The organism is Flavobacterium channae (assembly GCF_021172165.1).
Lineage (GTDB): Bacteria > Bacteroidota > Bacteroidia > Flavobacteriales > Flavobacteriaceae > Flavobacterium > Flavobacterium channae.
On record NZ_CP089096.1, the window covers coordinates 2,003,204 to 2,017,463 of the forward strand.

A 14,260-nucleotide genomic window follows, 5' to 3' on the forward strand; every position below is an offset into this window, starting at 1 on the left:
TCCTTTATAAAAAAGAAACTTTACAAGAATACCTAGCACAAAAATGTAAACTAAAAGATTGGTGATAACCATTAAGAAATTTCCAAAACTCAAAATATTTTCCAATCCATCTTGACCTTCTGCAAAAGATAAATTACAAAACAAGATAAAACAGGAAAGAAAAATCAGTTTGATTCTCATCAATTATTGAAAAACTAATTCAGAGTATAAACTTCCACTTTCCACTCGTCAGCTAACAAGTTTACAAAGTGGTAATGTACTTTATCATTTTTATCAAAAGCACCGTTTTTGTTGATATCTTCAATACATCTAAAGTACAAACGGTTTTGAGCTTCAATAATATTCCAATCGATTAATTCTTGAAATTCTTCTGAAAGTTTAGTAAAGTTGTCACCACTAATAGTACTTAAATACAACGAACGAATATCATTTTGATTAATTTTTCCATCTTTGTTAGTATCTGAATCCACTAAAGTATAAACGATAATTTGCTTTTTCGTTTTAGCTGCAATTCCGTCTAAAAAAGTAGCCGTTTGAATTTGGATTTTCTTATCGGTTAATGGTTTTACATTCGTAGAATCAATGTGTTGAAAATTCAAATTATCGAAGTAACCTGTAATTTCAAATCGGTTATAATTGGAAATCGCATAGCTTACTTGGTTGGTTTTGCTGCTTCCATACACTTTACTATTCGAGTCATACACACGAACATCACCAATAGGATGAATCAAATACTTGGTTCCTTCCATCAAAATTGGCAAATCAGCCACCTTGATAGATGACGTATCTCTCGTTTCTGCTTCTACCTTAGTTTTTCCTTCTTCGTAGATAACTTTTGGAGTTTCCGTTTCTTCTTTACAACTCATTAAAGTTGCAACCAAGCTAAAAGTGAAAAGAATACGCTTCATCTGTTTGAATTTTATAGTCAAATATACTAAAATAATTATTGGCTTACAATCGAGCAATTAATTTGATATTGAAAACACGAGTGGTCATGTAGTTAGGAATTCCGTATTGAGATTTCGTGTACACATCGCGAACCCAAGTATTCGTAATCGCATTTTGATTGTTGAATATGTTGAAAATTTCCAATCCTAAAGAGAATTCATTAAAAGGTTTCAACCAAGTTTTTGTCGACTTGATGCCTTCATCTTTAAACACATAAGAAAAACCAACATCAGCTCTGCGATAATCGTTCAATCTCATTTGATAAGCGTATGAATCTTCTACGTAAGATGGTGCACCGCCAGGTAATCCTGTGTTATAAACTAAATTTAAATACAGTTTTAAATTTGGAATATTAGGCATATAATCTTGAAACAACATACCAAATTTCAATCTTTGATCAGTTGGTCGCGCTATAAAACCTTTTCCATCTTGATTTTCTTCAGTTTTTAAGTAGCCAAAACTAAACCAAGATTCTGTTCCTGGAACAAATTCCCCATTCAAACGCGCATCAAATCCATAAGCATAAGCTTCAGCATTATTGTTAGCTCTGTATCGAATGCGAACATTATCAATAGTATAGGTGTTTACATCCGTAATATTTTTGTAATACGCTTCTGAAATAAGTTTAAAAGGTCGCGACCACATTTTAAAACTGTAATCATTACTTAAAACTACATGAATCGACTGTTGGGCTTTTACATTCGTTTGTACTGTACCATTATAATCTCTAAGTTCTCGATAAAATGGCGGTTGATGATACAAACCTCCTGACAAACGGAACATCATATCTTTACTCCAATCAGGTTTGAAAGCAAATTGAGCTCTTGGTGAGAATGTAATTTGACTATCACCATCTGGTCTTCCATCAGCAGTAACTTGCCATTGATGTGTTCTAACACCTGCATTTAACCAATACTCATGTGTTCCGATATTTCCTCTATAATTCCATTGTGTATAACCAGAAAAACGATTTATTTTAGTAAAATTTGTCGCTCTAATGTTTTGATATGGTGCTAAAGGTCCAACATAAGGATTGTAAGGTTGGTCATTTTGATAATTTAAATCTGGATCAGGCAGCGAAAATCCTGTAGAATCCACAACTTCCCACTCTACTAAACGATCTCTAATATCTTCAAGCGTAAATTTGGCTCCCCATTCAATTTGCGATTTTTCATTAATTTCATGAAAACCTTTAACTTCTGCATTTACGATTAAAGCATCTAAATCGTTGCGAGCGTGATTTAATTGCGAACCTATTCCGCGCGTAAAAACAACATCTCCAAAGGTTTCCGAACCGATATTTGCATCCACTTCACCTAAACGATATTGCGCCAAAATATCATAATATTCCTGTTCTTGTGTATGATATCCGGAAAGGATAAACTTCAATTTATTTTTCTCATTGTATTGATAAACGGCTTTTCCGGCACCAAAAAAAGTTAGGTATTTATCCTTTTCTTGTCCTTGATAAAATACCAACAAAGCAATAGGTTGATCAATAGTACCAAAGTTGGTTTGACGCGTTAAAGGCTGATAATTGTATCTGTTTTGCGAAATATTTCCGAGAAAACTAAAGTTCCATTTGGTTGAAGCATTAAAATTCAACAAAGTCTGAACATCAAAAAAAGTGGGTCTAAAATTGGTTTCTGTTTCCTGACTGTTGACTAACAAACTGTTATCTCTGTAACGAACACCTGTAATGTTACTCCATTTTTGATTTTTAGAAACACCTTCAACTGTTAAACTTCCGCCTAATAAACTTGCTTCCAAACTAGCGCCAAAACGTTTTGGATTTCGATAAGTAATATCTAAAACAGATGATAATTTATCGCCAAATTTCGATTGAAATCCTCCAGCAGAGAAATCTACATTTTGCACCATATTGGTATTCGTAAAACTCAAACCTTCTTGCTGACCTGAACGAATTAAAAACGGACGATAAACTTCAATTTCGTTTACATAAACCAAGTTTTCATCGTAGTTACCACCACGAACAGCATACGAAGTACTTAATTCGTTATTAGAATATACACCAGGTAAAGTTTTTATGATATTCTCAATACCTGCGTTTGCCCCTGGAATAGTTCTAATGATTACAGGATCAATGGTGGTGATACCTTCAATACGTTTTTTACTATTTGCCGTAACCAAAACTTCACCAAATTCTTCAACTTTTGAATTCATCACAGGATTTAATTCAAAATCTTCGTTGGGTTTTAAATTTATCTCTAAAGTGATTTTTTTTAACGAAACATGCGAAAATGTAATAGTTACTTTTTTATTAGCATCGATTTCCAAAATGTAAAATCCGTTTTCGTTAGTAACCGTTCCCTTATCACCAACTTTTACCGTTACATTTTCAACAGGATTATTGAATTCATCTAAAATAACGCCTTTTACCCTAGCCTTTTGAGCCGAAACCGTTAGTGAAAACAGACCAACAAATAGTACAAAAAATATATTTTTCAAAAGAATGTATTTTAATTATCTAAAAAAGTAAGATTCAAAGGTAGTAGAATTTTGTAAATTATCAGTAACAACAATCTTTAAATCATTTCTTCCTTGAACGCAAATATTATCATCTAAATTGTGTACGAGCTTTTTTGTCTTGTAATCGTATTCTAACAAAATCCATTTTCCGTTGATATAACCATTGTAAGTATCTATATCTGAATGCAAATCAGTGATTGAAACACTAATTGTTTTTTGATCTTTTATGGTTTTACCTTCAACGAAATTTACGTTATAAATCCTAGGTGGCGTAGTATCTTGAGCCAGTTTAAATTTACCTAATGTTCTCGTTCTAATCGAAAACGTATTGCCTTTTCTATAAGTTTTATTGTATTCTAACTTATAGCCATCTAAAGTAGCGATGTACGTTTTAGCCATTTGTTCTTCAGTTAATCCTTGAACATCACTAAAAGTAACGGTAATATTTTTATGTACTGGAACACTATCATCATGAAGCGTCAAAATATCATTACTAACATCAAAATTTAAATAAAAATTATTGTAAAACGCATTCTCAGGAATCTGAACCGTTACATTGTTTTTTTCAAAAATAGATTCGTTTTTTGCTTTTACGTAGTAAGGTGTTTTTTGAACGGTATTTTTTATAGTGGCTTGCGCATAATAAAACTCAATTGGAATGACTAATTCTACTTTATTTCCATGAAAATCAAACACTTCTACTCTATAAGTATAATTAGCGCCTGGTTGCACTTTAATGGTTCCATCTTTTTTATTTCCTGCAACAATTGAAAGCGGATAATCGGATAATTGAAATAATTTTTGAACACGTTGTCCCATCAAATGAAAACGCTCGTAATCCATAAAATTATTAATATAACGCGACTCATCAAAAGCAAATCCATCAAACCCATACTGGTAATATAAAACACCATTTAAATACGCTTTTACTTTATACAATCCGTTTTTATTGTAGGCATTGGTACAAAAATCATACGCATTTATTCCAATTCCCATTTTCCCATTAGACTGAATCTTAGTACTCAAATAACTTCCGTCGGATTGCTTAGAAAAATTAATTGCAATAGGCTTTTGTGATTTATTTACCACTGTAGAATCCAAAGGATACGCTACCACACCTTGAATTACAGGTTTTCGTTCATCGTTAATGATTTTCTTAAAACCAAATTGCATTGGATTTAAAATTTCTTCCGATTTTGTGTTTCGGAATTCAAAATGCAAATGTGGCCCACCACTTCCTCCGGTATTTCCAGTAAAAGCAATAATATCTCTTTTTTTAACAGGCAATTCAGTAGGATACAAATACATTTCTACTTCATACGATTGTTCTTTGTATTGCTTATTTTTTATGTAGCTCTCAATAGCACCATTGGCTTTTTGCAAATGTCCGTATACAGTAGTATAACCATTTGGATGTGTTATATAAATTGCTTTTCCATAACCAAAAGTAGAAATTTTAATACGTGAAATATAACCATCTCCAGCAGCATAAACAGGCAATCCTTCGATACCTTTTGTTTTAAAATCTAAACCGGAATGAAAATGATTGCTTCGAAGTTCACCAAACGAACCTGATAAATCTAATGAAATATCTAAAGGAGATTGAAAGTAATCTTGAGGATAATCTTGGCTAAAAATGATAAACGGAATAAATAAAAAGGCTAATACAAATTTCATAGTGCTTGTGTTTAGTGCTAAAATAATAAAATATTTTTATATAAAGTAAACAAAAACCATACCTTGTTGAATTGATTAAAAATCAAACAGTTAGAAATAATAAAAATTTATTCACAAAATTTAAGAAAAAGTATTGCTATTTTTGATTACTAATGCTAACTTTGTGAAATAATGAAATGAATTTTATCATTAATGAATGGATTATCTGAATTAATTGATTCTCTCGAAGTTAAATTTTTTAAGCTTAACCAAAAAGTGGTACAGCTTGAAAAGAAAAACCAAGAATTGCAGGATGAATTGTTGCTTTCTAAAAAAAATCAACAAAAGCAAACTGGTGAAATTGAAGCTTTGAGAAACCAATTAGATACTCTAAAAATGGTAAACTCATTACTAGGCAGTGAAGAAAATAAAAGAGAAACGAAACTCAAAATAAATTCATTAATCAGAGAAATCGATTATTGCATAGCCCAACTTTCGGATTAGAACCGTATGAGTGAGAAACTGAAAATTAAAATATCTATAGCAGACAGAGTATATCCCTTAACTGTGGATCCGTCTCAAGAAGAAGGACTTAGAATTGCTTCTAAGAAAATAGATGCTATGATAAAGCAGTTTGAACAAAGCTATGCCGTAAGAGACAAACAAGACGTTTTAGCCATGTGCGCTTTGCAATTTGCTGCACAAGTAGAGCAAAAACAAATCAATAAATCTCAGGATAATGAATCAAACATAACTAGATTACAAAGTCTAGATAAAAAATTGAGCGAACTTCTCTCAAAATAAATACGTTCTTACATAATAAATACGATACTGCCTACATTAGTATATATTTGATAAACTCAACACTAACAAATTAAACGAGTGAATCTTTGCAACTATAACAGGCCCTTCAGTGGGAAGTTTGAACTGCAGGTTAGCTCAAATCTTGTATAACCGAGTTTATACAAACATCTAATGTAGGCTTTTTTTATATAATTTTTTTAACACATATGGATATACTAAGTATAATAATTGGAATTGTTGTCGGTCTTGCTGGAGGTTTTGGAATTGCTAAGTTTTTAGAAAAAAGCAATGTTTCTAACCTAATTAAAAACGCAAAAAAAGAAGCAGCTTCGATTTTAAAAGACGCTAAAACAGAAGCTGAAGCAGCGAAAAAAGATAAAATTCTACAAGCTAAAGAGAAGTTTTTAGAATTAAAAGCAGAACATGAACAAGTTATTTTAGCGCGTGACAAAAAAATGGCTGAAGCCGAAAAAAGAACACGTGATAAAGAATCGCAAATTTCTAACGAATTAGCTAAAACTAAAAAAGTTAATGAAGAAGTAGAAAACAAAATTGCTGATTACAACACTAAAATTGAGTATTTAGAGAAAAAGCAACAAGAAATCGAGAAGCTTCACAGAAGTCAAGTTGAGCAATTAGAAGCTATTTCTGGCTTATCTGCTGAAGAAGCTAAAAATCAATTGGTTGAAAGTTTAAAAGCTGAAGCCAAAACAAATGCTATGTCATTTATTCAAGACACTGTTGAAGAGGCTAAAATGACAGCACAGCAAGAAGCTAAGAAAATCATCATTAATACAATTCAACGTGTTGGAACTGAAGAAGCAGTTGAAAATTGTGTTTCTGTTTTCAATATTGAATCAGATGATGTTAAAGGTAGAATCATTGGTCGTGAAGGTCGTAACATTAGAGCTTTAGAAGCTGCAACAGGAGTTGAAATAATTGTTGATGATACACCTGAAGCAATTATCTTATCTTGTTTTGATCCTGTAAGAAGAGAAATCGCTCGTTTAGCACTTCACAAATTAGTAACTGATGGTCGTATTCACCCAGCTCGTATTGAAGAAGTAGTTGCTAAAACAGCTAAACAAATTGATGAAGAAATCATCGAAACTGGTAAACGTACGGTAATTGATTTAGGAATCCACGGATTACACCCTGAATTAATTAAAGTGGTAGGTAGAATGAAATATCGTTCATCTTACGGACAAAACTTGCTACAACACTCAAGAGAGGTAGCGAAGCTTTGTGGTATTATGGCCGCTGAATTAGGATTAAACGTTAAATTAGCAAAAAGAGCTGGTTTATTACACGATATTGGAAAAGTTCCTGATACTGAAAGTGAATTACCTCACGCAATTTTAGGTATGCAATGGGCTGAGAAATATGGTGAAAAAGAAGAAGTTTGCAACGCTATTGGAGCCCACCACGATGAAATTGAAATGAAATCATTAATTTCTCCAATTATTCAAGTATGTGATGCTATTTCTGGAGCACGTCCTGGAGCAAGAAGACAAGTATTAGATTCTTACATTCAGCGCTTAAAAGACTTAGAAGATATTGCATTTGGATTTAGTGGTGTTAAAAACGCATACGCGATTCAAGCAGGTAGAGAATTACGTGTAATTGTAGAAAGTGAAAAAGTATCTGATGATGCTGCAGTAAACTTATCATTTGATATTTCACAAAAAATCCAAACGGAAATGACTTATCCTGGTCAAGTAAAAATTACTGTAATTAGAGAAACTAGAGCAGTAAATATTGCCAAATAAAAGGATAAAACATCATACAAAACGCAAAAGACTTGTTATTCATTTAACAGGTCTTTTTTTAATTCTGATAACATGATTTGCAATTTTGGCACAATTTTTTCGTTCTAAAATGGTAATCATAAAACTATAGATATGAAAAAAGTAATTTTATTAGTCCTAGTTTTTATTGGAACACAAAATGTTATTGGACAAGAAAAAACAAAAAGCGAGGGAAGTTTTGGTATTAAAGGTGGTTTAAACTACTCAACAGTAACTCAAGGAGATTTTGACGAAGGACCAGATCCAAGAACAAGTTTTCATATTGGTTTCTTTTCAGAAATTCCTTTAATTGACAAAGTATTTTCTATTCAACCCGAATTCATTTATTCGAGACAAGGTTTTGAAAACAACTTTACACTTCTGGGAAACAATTACAAAACCACATATAAAATTGATTATATCAATGTTCCGGTTTTAGCCAAAATATATTTAGGCAAAACATTTGCTATTGAAGCTGGACCTCAATTTGGTCTAAAAATAAACGAAAATGTAGAAACTAATAATTCTACAACTGAAACAAATGACGTTAATGCTTTTGACACAGCATTGGCGGCAGGAATATCACTGAATTTTGATTCTGTATTTATCTCTGGAAGATATACCTATAGTTTAAATGAAGTCGTCAAAAACTCCAATGCTAAAAATTCAGTATTTCAAGTAGGATTAGGTTTTAAATTTTAAATCTTTTAAAAAGACATTAATTATCAAATTAGTGTCTTTTTTTTATCTCCTAGGATGAAAATTATTTAACACCTCAGAAAGGAATTTTCTATCCAAATGCATATATACTTCTGTAGTAGTAATTGATTCGTGTCCGAGCATTAATTGTATCGAACGTAAATCGGCTCCATTTTCTAATAAATGCGTTGCAAAAGAATGTCGGAATGTATGTGGACTGATTGTTTTATTTAAATTGATTTTTACGGCTAAATCTTTAATAATCGTAAAAACCATGGCGCGCGTTAATTGCCTCCCTCTCCTGTTTAAAAAAAGCGTATCCTCATGCCCTTTTTGAACTGGATAATGCACTCGTATTAAGTTTACATAAGAAGTAATATATTTAATTGTAGAGCCTCCTACAGGCACAAAACGTTGTTTATTTCCTTTTCCTGTAATTTTAATAAAACCTTCTTCAAAAAAAAGGTCTGAAATCTTTAAACCCACCAATTCTGACACTCGCAAACCACAGCTGTATAGCGTTTCTAACATAGCTTTGTTGCGTTCTCCTTCTGGAGTAGATAAATCAATGGCGTTAATTAAAGCATCTATTTCCTCTGTTGCTAAAGTATCGGGTAATTTACGACCTGTTTTAGGCACTTCTATCAATTCTAAAGGAGTGTTGTTACGATAATCTTCAAATACTAAATAATTAAAGAAGCTTTTTAAACCAGAAATTATTCGCGACTGGCTTCGTGCATTTACTTTTGATGAAATTTCGTAAATGAATTGCTGAATGGTTTCTTCTGAAATATGAATTGGAGAAACGGCAATATCGTGTTGATGTAAGAACAACACTAATTTTTCAATATCAAACGTATAGTTTTCAATGGTATTTTTAGAAAGACCACGCTCTAATCGCAGATAATTTTGATATTCTTTAATATACGATTGCCATGTACTCATGTATCAAATGTAAGCAATTTGATGTAATAAAAAAATCCCGCCGAAGCGGGATTTTTGACTTATTTGTTATACAAATTAGAATTTGTAAACTAAACCAAAATTGATTGAAGCGAAATCTAATCCTAATTGGAATTTGTTTTTAGCCTCAGCACCAGATACATCTTCTTTAGATGATGAATAACCTAAGATACCAACTGAAGTTTCTAATGCAAAATTATCAGAAACAAAATAGTTAAAACCTGGAGCTAAATTGATAGAGAATGTATTAACATCTTCTCCAGATCCAAATGGAGTTAATCCCCCCATAAATTCCACATACTCAGTACTTGTTGTAGCATAATTAACATTTAATTCTGCAAACGGTGCAAATTTAGAAGTTTTTAAGTAATATCTACCAAAAGCTCCAAATGAAGTTGTTTTGTTTTCAGCAGCTGTATCTCCATCTTCATCAACTTTACCACTTCCTAATCCTAATCCTAATCCTAACGCAATGTTTTCTGTTACGAAATAACCTACTTTAGGAGCAACTGTAAATTCATTTACTTTTACATCATCTTGTTTTTCTGAACTAAATCCAACAGTTCCAGACATAAAAATACTTCCTTTAGAAAATCCACCATTTCCTTTTTCTTCTTCTTGTGCGTTAGCAAAACCAAAAGCCAATAATGCTACAGCAGATAATAAAACTTTTTTCATGTTTAGTTTAAATTTAAAGTTAATAGGGCAAATTTATAGCATTTTTCTATACAAAATAACAAAATTTGTTATGTTATTAACAATTTTATTAACAAGTAAAATCAATGTGGTTAATAATCAAGCAGTTAAAAAGCATAAAAAATAATAAATTAAAGTTTTTTTAATACTTTTTTTTCTTTTTTAAAAATTAAAAAATTAACCAACTATTTCATTTTCAACAACTTCCTAAAATCGGTAAAATTAGCATTTTGTCGATAAAAACAATAAAAAGCGCTAGAAAACGTTTTTACAAGTACAAAAACGTTGTCAATTACTATAAATAAAGCGTTTCTATAGTTTATCACAAGGTATCATTTATAACTTTCAGTTCACTAAATACTTTATATATGAAAAAAAGAATTGCAACATTGATTTTACTAATTCTAGGAATTGGTTTTTCACAGGCTCAAATGCTAAAATTCGGAATTAAAGGCGGTGTAAACTTTGCTAACTATACAGGCGGTGATATTTCGGGAGTAGATTTTAACACCATAACTAGTTATCATGCTGGTGTAGTTTCCGAAATTAAGATCTTTGAAAATTTTGCACTTCAACCAGAACTCTTGTATTCTACACAAGGTTCAGAACTTGATGGATTAGGAGATCAAATTAAAAACGAGTTGGGCTATTTATCTTTACCTGTCTTAGCAAAATTTTATCTTACACCTAATAAGTTCAGTTTAGAAGTTGGCCCACAATTTTCTGCCTTGGTAAGCGAGCGTAATGAAGTTGATACAAATGATAGTAATACTTTTGACTTTGGTTTAGCTGGAGGTTTAAGTTATAAAATAACCGATGGTATATTTGTTTCAGGAAGATATGTTGCTGGTTTAACTGAAGCTAAAAAAGATGCCGATGTGAAAAATTCAGTGATACAATTTTCTGTAGGATTTCTGTTTTAATACAAATTCACAATATTTTACTAAAACCATTCTTAGAAAGAATGGTTTTTTTATTTTTACAAAAACAATCCACATGAACATCATCATTATAAACGGTCCAAATCTTAATCTTTTAGGAAAGCGCGAACCAGAAGTTTATGGCAACGAAACTTTTGAAACGTATTTTAAAAAATTAGAATCGCAATTTCCTTCATTAAACTTAGACTACTTTCAAAGCAATATAGAAGGTGAAATTATTACTAAAATTCAAGAAACCGGATTTTCTTATGATGGTATTATTTTAAATGCTGGAGCTTATACGCATACATCTATAGGTATAGGCGATGCAATAAAAGCAATTACTACTCCCGTTATAGAAGTTCATATCTCGAATACTTTTTCAAGAGAATCGTTTAGACATCAATCCTATATTTCCCCAAATGCTAAAGGAATTATTATTGGATTTGGATTACAGAGTTACGATTTAGCAATAAAATCGTTTTTATAATACAACCTTTTATTAGGTACAAACGTCTATATAATAAACTTAACTTATGAATAAAATTCTATTTGCTTTACTATTTATTTTTTCATCCATTTCATTTGCTCAAATAAAAGGAACAATTAAAGACAAAGAAGGAAATCCACTCCCTTTTGTAAACATATATATTGAGAACACTTATATAGGTACAACTTCTAATGAATTAGGAAAATACGAATTGAATGTAAATGATAAAAAAAATGTTCATTTGATTTTCCAGTATTTAGGATATAAAACACAAAAACATATTCTTACCATTACTCAATTTCCATATGAATTTGATGTTGTTTTACAAGAAGAAGATTTTCAATTAAAAGAAGTTGTAGTTGTAAATGGTGAAAATCCTGCAAATGAAATTATTCGAAATGCAATAAGAGACAAAAAGAAAAACGCGGCAAAAACTGATAAGTTTGAAGCAGATTTTTATTCAAGAGGAATTTTTAGAGCTAAAGACATTCCTAAAAAGTTTATGGGAATTGAAATTGGTGATTTAGAAGGCAACTTAGATTCTACAAGAAGCGGTATTATTTACCAATCGGAAACCGTTTCAAAAATCAAATTTCAAAAACCAAACGATTTAAAAGAAGAAATTATTGCTTCTAAAATTGCTGGAGACGACAATGGTTTTAGTTACAACACGGCATTGAACACTAATTATGATTTTTACGAAAACTATGTTGATTTTGGTATTAACATGGTTTCGCCAATTGCTGACAATGCATTTAACTATTACAGATACAAATTAGAAAGCACTTTTTACGACGATAAAAACCAACTTATCAATAAAATACAAGTTACGCCTAAACGAGATAAAGAACCTGTTTTTGAAGGTTACCTATATATAGTAGAGGATTCTTGGGCAATTTATGGTGTTGATTTAGATATTAAAGGATATCGTATGCAACAACCAATTTTAGAAACCATGAAGCTTACCCAAAATTTCAGTTATAATGTAGAAAATAAACTTTGGGCTAAAAACATTCAATCTTTAGATTTTAACGCGGGAATATTTGGAATGAAATTCACCGGAAAATTTACCCACGTATTCACGAATTACAATTTTAAAGATGCTTTTGAAAAGAAAACATTTGGTAAAGAAATCGTGACTTTTGCCGAAAATGCCAATAAAAAAGAAGACAGTTATTGGACAGAATATCGTCCGGTTCCTTTAACAGAAGAAGAAACTTCTAATTATGTAAAAAAAGACAGCATTCAAACCATTAGAAAATCACAAACCTATTTGGATTCTATAGATGCAAAAGGGAATAAATTCAAGTTCATGAAAATATTTACTGGCTATACTTATAAAAACACATATAAAAAGTGGAATTTCAACTATCAAGGATTAACCAATTTAAGTTCATTAAGTTTTAATACAGTTCAAGGTTGGAATTTAGATTCTGGGTTTTCATTCAGAAAATGGAATGAAGAAACCGGTAAATTCACTTCTATTTCATCGACGTTTAATTATGGTTTTGCAGAAGATCGTCTTCGTGTAAACGGACGTTTTTATCACCGATTCAACAATAGAAACAATGCTTACATTGCTGTTGGAGGCGGAAGTGCAATTAGTCAGTTTAATCCAAACCAACCAATTAGCAATATAATCAATTCGGTTGCAACCTTATTCTTTAAAAACAACTACATGAAATTGTATAATAAAGAATTTGCCGAAATCAACTATGGTCAAGAAGTTGTCAACGGTATTTTTGCTTCGGGTAAATTACTATATGAAAATCGCCGTGCACTTTTTAATAATACCGATTACACCATCATTAAAAACGATGATTTATATTTTTCAAATGATCCGTTACAACCTTACAATTATACTTCGGTGCCGTTTGAAAAACATCATATTATGAAAGCAAGTTTGGGAACGCGCATTCGTTTTGGACAAAAATATATTTCTCGTCCTGATGGAAAAATAAACATTCAAAATGATGACTATCCTATTTTGAGTTTGTATTATGAAAAAGCATTTGGTGCTTCCGATAGCAATTATGAATATGGTTTTGTTTCAGGAAGTGTTGATTACAATAAAACATTAGGCAATAAAGGTGATTTTGGTCTGCGATTTAAAGCAGGGAAATTCTTTGATGCTGACAATATTTCGTTTGCCGATTATAAACACTTTAATGGTAATCAAACTCACGTGAATATGTTGAATAATTCATTAAACTCGTTTAATTTATTACCTTATTATAGTCATTCTACAAATGATGCTTATTTGGAAACACATATAGAACACAACTTTAAAGGTTATATTATGAATAAGATTCCGTTGTTAAACAAATTGCAATGGAATTTAATTGGCGGTTTTCACCAATTGAACATTCCAAATATGAAACCGTATCAAGAGTTTACTGTTGGTTTTGATAACATTGGTTGGGGTAAATTTAGATTCTTGCGTGTTGATTATGTAAGAAGTTACCAAAACGGATATCAAGGTGATGGTGTGATGTTTGGGGTGAAGTTTTAAATCTTAAAGTTCCTTAATTAGAGGAAGTTGAATTGAATATTTATTATATTTGTATTCTGTAATTTTAATTTATTATGACAACATCAGCAATCAAACACGTAAATTCCAAACTCAAAAATTTACCTGATGCTTTGGTAGAAGAAGTGGAAAAATACATTGATTTTCTTGCATTTAAGTATTCCCAAGAAAGTCAAGATGTGCCTCAGTGGCACAAAGATGTTGTATTACAACGTATTGAAAATCAAGAACCTCCTGTTGATGCTTTTAAAATGATAGAAGAATTAGAAGGCTAACC

Annotated in this window: 13 protein-coding genes; 8 read left to right on the forward strand and 5 right to left on the reverse strand. The window is 31.2% G+C overall.

Annotation, left to right across the window (positions count from 1 at the left end; genetic code table 11):
- Nucleotides 1–194 precede the first annotated feature (194 nt).
- Genes LOS89_RS09300 through LOS89_RS09310 form a run of 3 tightly spaced genes read right to left on the reverse strand, consistent with a single transcriptional unit; the run spans nt 195 to nt 5,115 of the window.
- Nucleotides 195–908, reverse strand: coding sequence for a hypothetical protein (locus tag LOS89_RS09300; protein WP_231834993.1), 714 nt, complete (start codon nt 906–908; stop codon nt 195–197).
- 43 nt (nt 909–951) lie between these two features.
- On the reverse strand, nt 952–3,417 hold the full coding sequence (locus LOS89_RS09305; RefSeq protein ID WP_231834994.1) for a TonB-dependent receptor: 2,466 nt from the start codon (nt 3,415–3,417) through the stop codon (nt 952–954).
- Between the two features lie 15 nt (nt 3,418–3,432).
- Nucleotides 3,433–5,115, reverse strand: coding sequence for a M23 family metallopeptidase (locus LOS89_RS09310; protein WP_231834995.1), 1,683 nt, complete (start codon nt 5,113–5,115; stop codon nt 3,433–3,435).
- 192 nt (nt 5,116–5,307) lie between these two features.
- Between LOS89_RS09310 and LOS89_RS09315 the strand changes: the two genes are divergently transcribed.
- The 4 genes from LOS89_RS09315 (at nt 5,308) to LOS89_RS09330 (ending at nt 8,387) form a co-directional block, all read left to right on the forward strand.
- Nucleotides 5,308–5,598: a hypothetical protein gene (locus tag LOS89_RS09315; RefSeq protein ID WP_231834996.1), complete on the forward strand. Its 291-nt coding sequence runs from the start codon at nt 5,308–5,310 to the stop codon at nt 5,596–5,598.
- Nucleotides 5,599–5,604: 6 nt separating this feature from the next.
- Complete coding sequence (locus tag LOS89_RS09320) at nt 5,605–5,898, forward strand: cell division protein ZapA (protein ID WP_231834997.1); 294 nt, start codon at nt 5,605–5,607, stop codon at nt 5,896–5,898.
- A gap of 206 nt (nt 5,899–6,104) precedes the next feature.
- Nucleotides 6,105–7,667 carry a ribonuclease Y gene (rny, locus tag LOS89_RS09325; RefSeq protein WP_231834998.1) on the forward strand — a complete coding sequence of 521 codons (1,563 nt, stop codon included), beginning with the start codon at nt 6,105–6,107 and terminating at the stop codon, nt 7,665–7,667.
- A gap of 132 nt (nt 7,668–7,799) precedes the next feature.
- On the forward strand, nt 7,800–8,387 hold the full coding sequence (locus tag LOS89_RS09330; protein ID WP_231834999.1) for a porin family protein: 588 nt from the start codon (nt 7,800–7,802) through the stop codon (nt 8,385–8,387).
- 42 nt (nt 8,388–8,429) lie between these two features.
- Here LOS89_RS09330 and xerD read toward each other — a convergent pair whose 3' ends face one another.
- The gene (gene xerD / locus LOS89_RS09335; RefSeq protein ID WP_231835000.1) at nt 8,430–9,329 is read right to left on the reverse strand and encodes a site-specific tyrosine recombinase XerD; all 900 of its coding nucleotides are present in this window, start codon (nt 9,327–9,329) and stop codon (nt 8,430–8,432) included.
- Nucleotides 9,330–9,404: 75 nt separating this feature from the next.
- Nucleotides 9,405–10,025, reverse strand: a complete 621-nt coding sequence (locus tag LOS89_RS09340) for an outer membrane beta-barrel protein (RefSeq protein ID WP_231835001.1) — start codon at nt 10,023–10,025, stop codon at nt 9,405–9,407.
- Nucleotides 10,026–10,411: 386 nt separating this feature from the next.
- Between LOS89_RS09340 and LOS89_RS09345 the strand changes: the two genes are divergently transcribed.
- The 4 genes from LOS89_RS09345 to LOS89_RS09360 all read left to right on the forward strand — a co-directional run bounded on the left by LOS89_RS09345 (nt 10,412) and on the right by LOS89_RS09360 (nt 14,258).
- Nucleotides 10,412–10,966 (forward strand): porin family protein, encoded by a 555-nt coding sequence (locus LOS89_RS09345; RefSeq protein WP_231835002.1) that lies wholly within the window; start codon nt 10,412–10,414, stop codon nt 10,964–10,966.
- Between the two features lie 73 nt (nt 10,967–11,039).
- Nucleotides 11,040–11,453: a type II 3-dehydroquinate dehydratase gene (gene aroQ, locus LOS89_RS09350; RefSeq protein ID WP_231835003.1), complete on the forward strand. Its 414-nt coding sequence runs from the start codon at nt 11,040–11,042 to the stop codon at nt 11,451–11,453.
- Nucleotides 11,454–11,499: 46 nt separating this feature from the next.
- Nucleotides 11,500–13,965 carry a DUF5686 and carboxypeptidase regulatory-like domain-containing protein gene (locus LOS89_RS09355; protein ID WP_231835004.1) on the forward strand — a complete coding sequence of 822 codons (2,466 nt, stop codon included), beginning with the start codon at nt 11,500–11,502 and terminating at the stop codon, nt 13,963–13,965.
- A gap of 74 nt (nt 13,966–14,039) precedes the next feature.
- Nucleotides 14,040–14,258 (forward strand): DUF2281 domain-containing protein, encoded by a 219-nt coding sequence (locus LOS89_RS09360; RefSeq protein WP_026724783.1) that lies wholly within the window; start codon nt 14,040–14,042, stop codon nt 14,256–14,258.
- Nucleotides 14,259–14,260: the final 2 nt, after the last annotated feature.

Coding starts and splice junctions, on each gene's coding strand:
- LOS89_RS09300 (WP_231834993.1), bottom strand. CDS start 908: ATGAAGCGTATTCTTTTCACTTTTAGCTTGGTTGCAACTTTAATGAGT.
- LOS89_RS09310 (WP_231834995.1), bottom strand. CDS start 5,115: ATGAAATTTGTATTAGCCTTTTTATTTATTCCGTTTATCATTTTTAGC.
- LOS89_RS09315 (WP_231834996.1), top strand. CDS start 5,308: ATGAATGGATTATCTGAATTAATTGATTCTCTCGAAGTTAAATTTTTT.
- LOS89_RS09320 (WP_231834997.1), top strand. CDS start 5,605: ATGAGTGAGAAACTGAAAATTAAAATATCTATAGCAGACAGAGTATAT.
- rny (WP_231834998.1), top strand. CDS start 6,105: ATGGATATACTAAGTATAATAATTGGAATTGTTGTCGGTCTTGCTGGA.
- LOS89_RS09330 (WP_231834999.1), top strand. CDS start 7,800: ATGAAAAAAGTAATTTTATTAGTCCTAGTTTTTATTGGAACACAAAAT.
- xerD (WP_231835000.1), bottom strand. CDS start 9,329: ATGAGTACATGGCAATCGTATATTAAAGAATATCAAAATTATCTGCGA.
- LOS89_RS09340 (WP_231835001.1), bottom strand. CDS start 10,025: ATGAAAAAAGTTTTATTATCTGCTGTAGCATTATTGGCTTTTGGTTTT.
- LOS89_RS09345 (WP_231835002.1), top strand. CDS start 10,412: ATGAAAAAAAGAATTGCAACATTGATTTTACTAATTCTAGGAATTGGT.
- aroQ (WP_231835003.1), top strand. CDS start 11,040: ATGAACATCATCATTATAAACGGTCCAAATCTTAATCTTTTAGGAAAG.
- LOS89_RS09355 (WP_231835004.1), top strand. CDS start 11,500: ATGAATAAAATTCTATTTGCTTTACTATTTATTTTTTCATCCATTTCA.
- LOS89_RS09360 (WP_026724783.1), top strand. CDS start 14,040: ATGACAACATCAGCAATCAAACACGTAAATTCCAAACTCAAAAATTTA.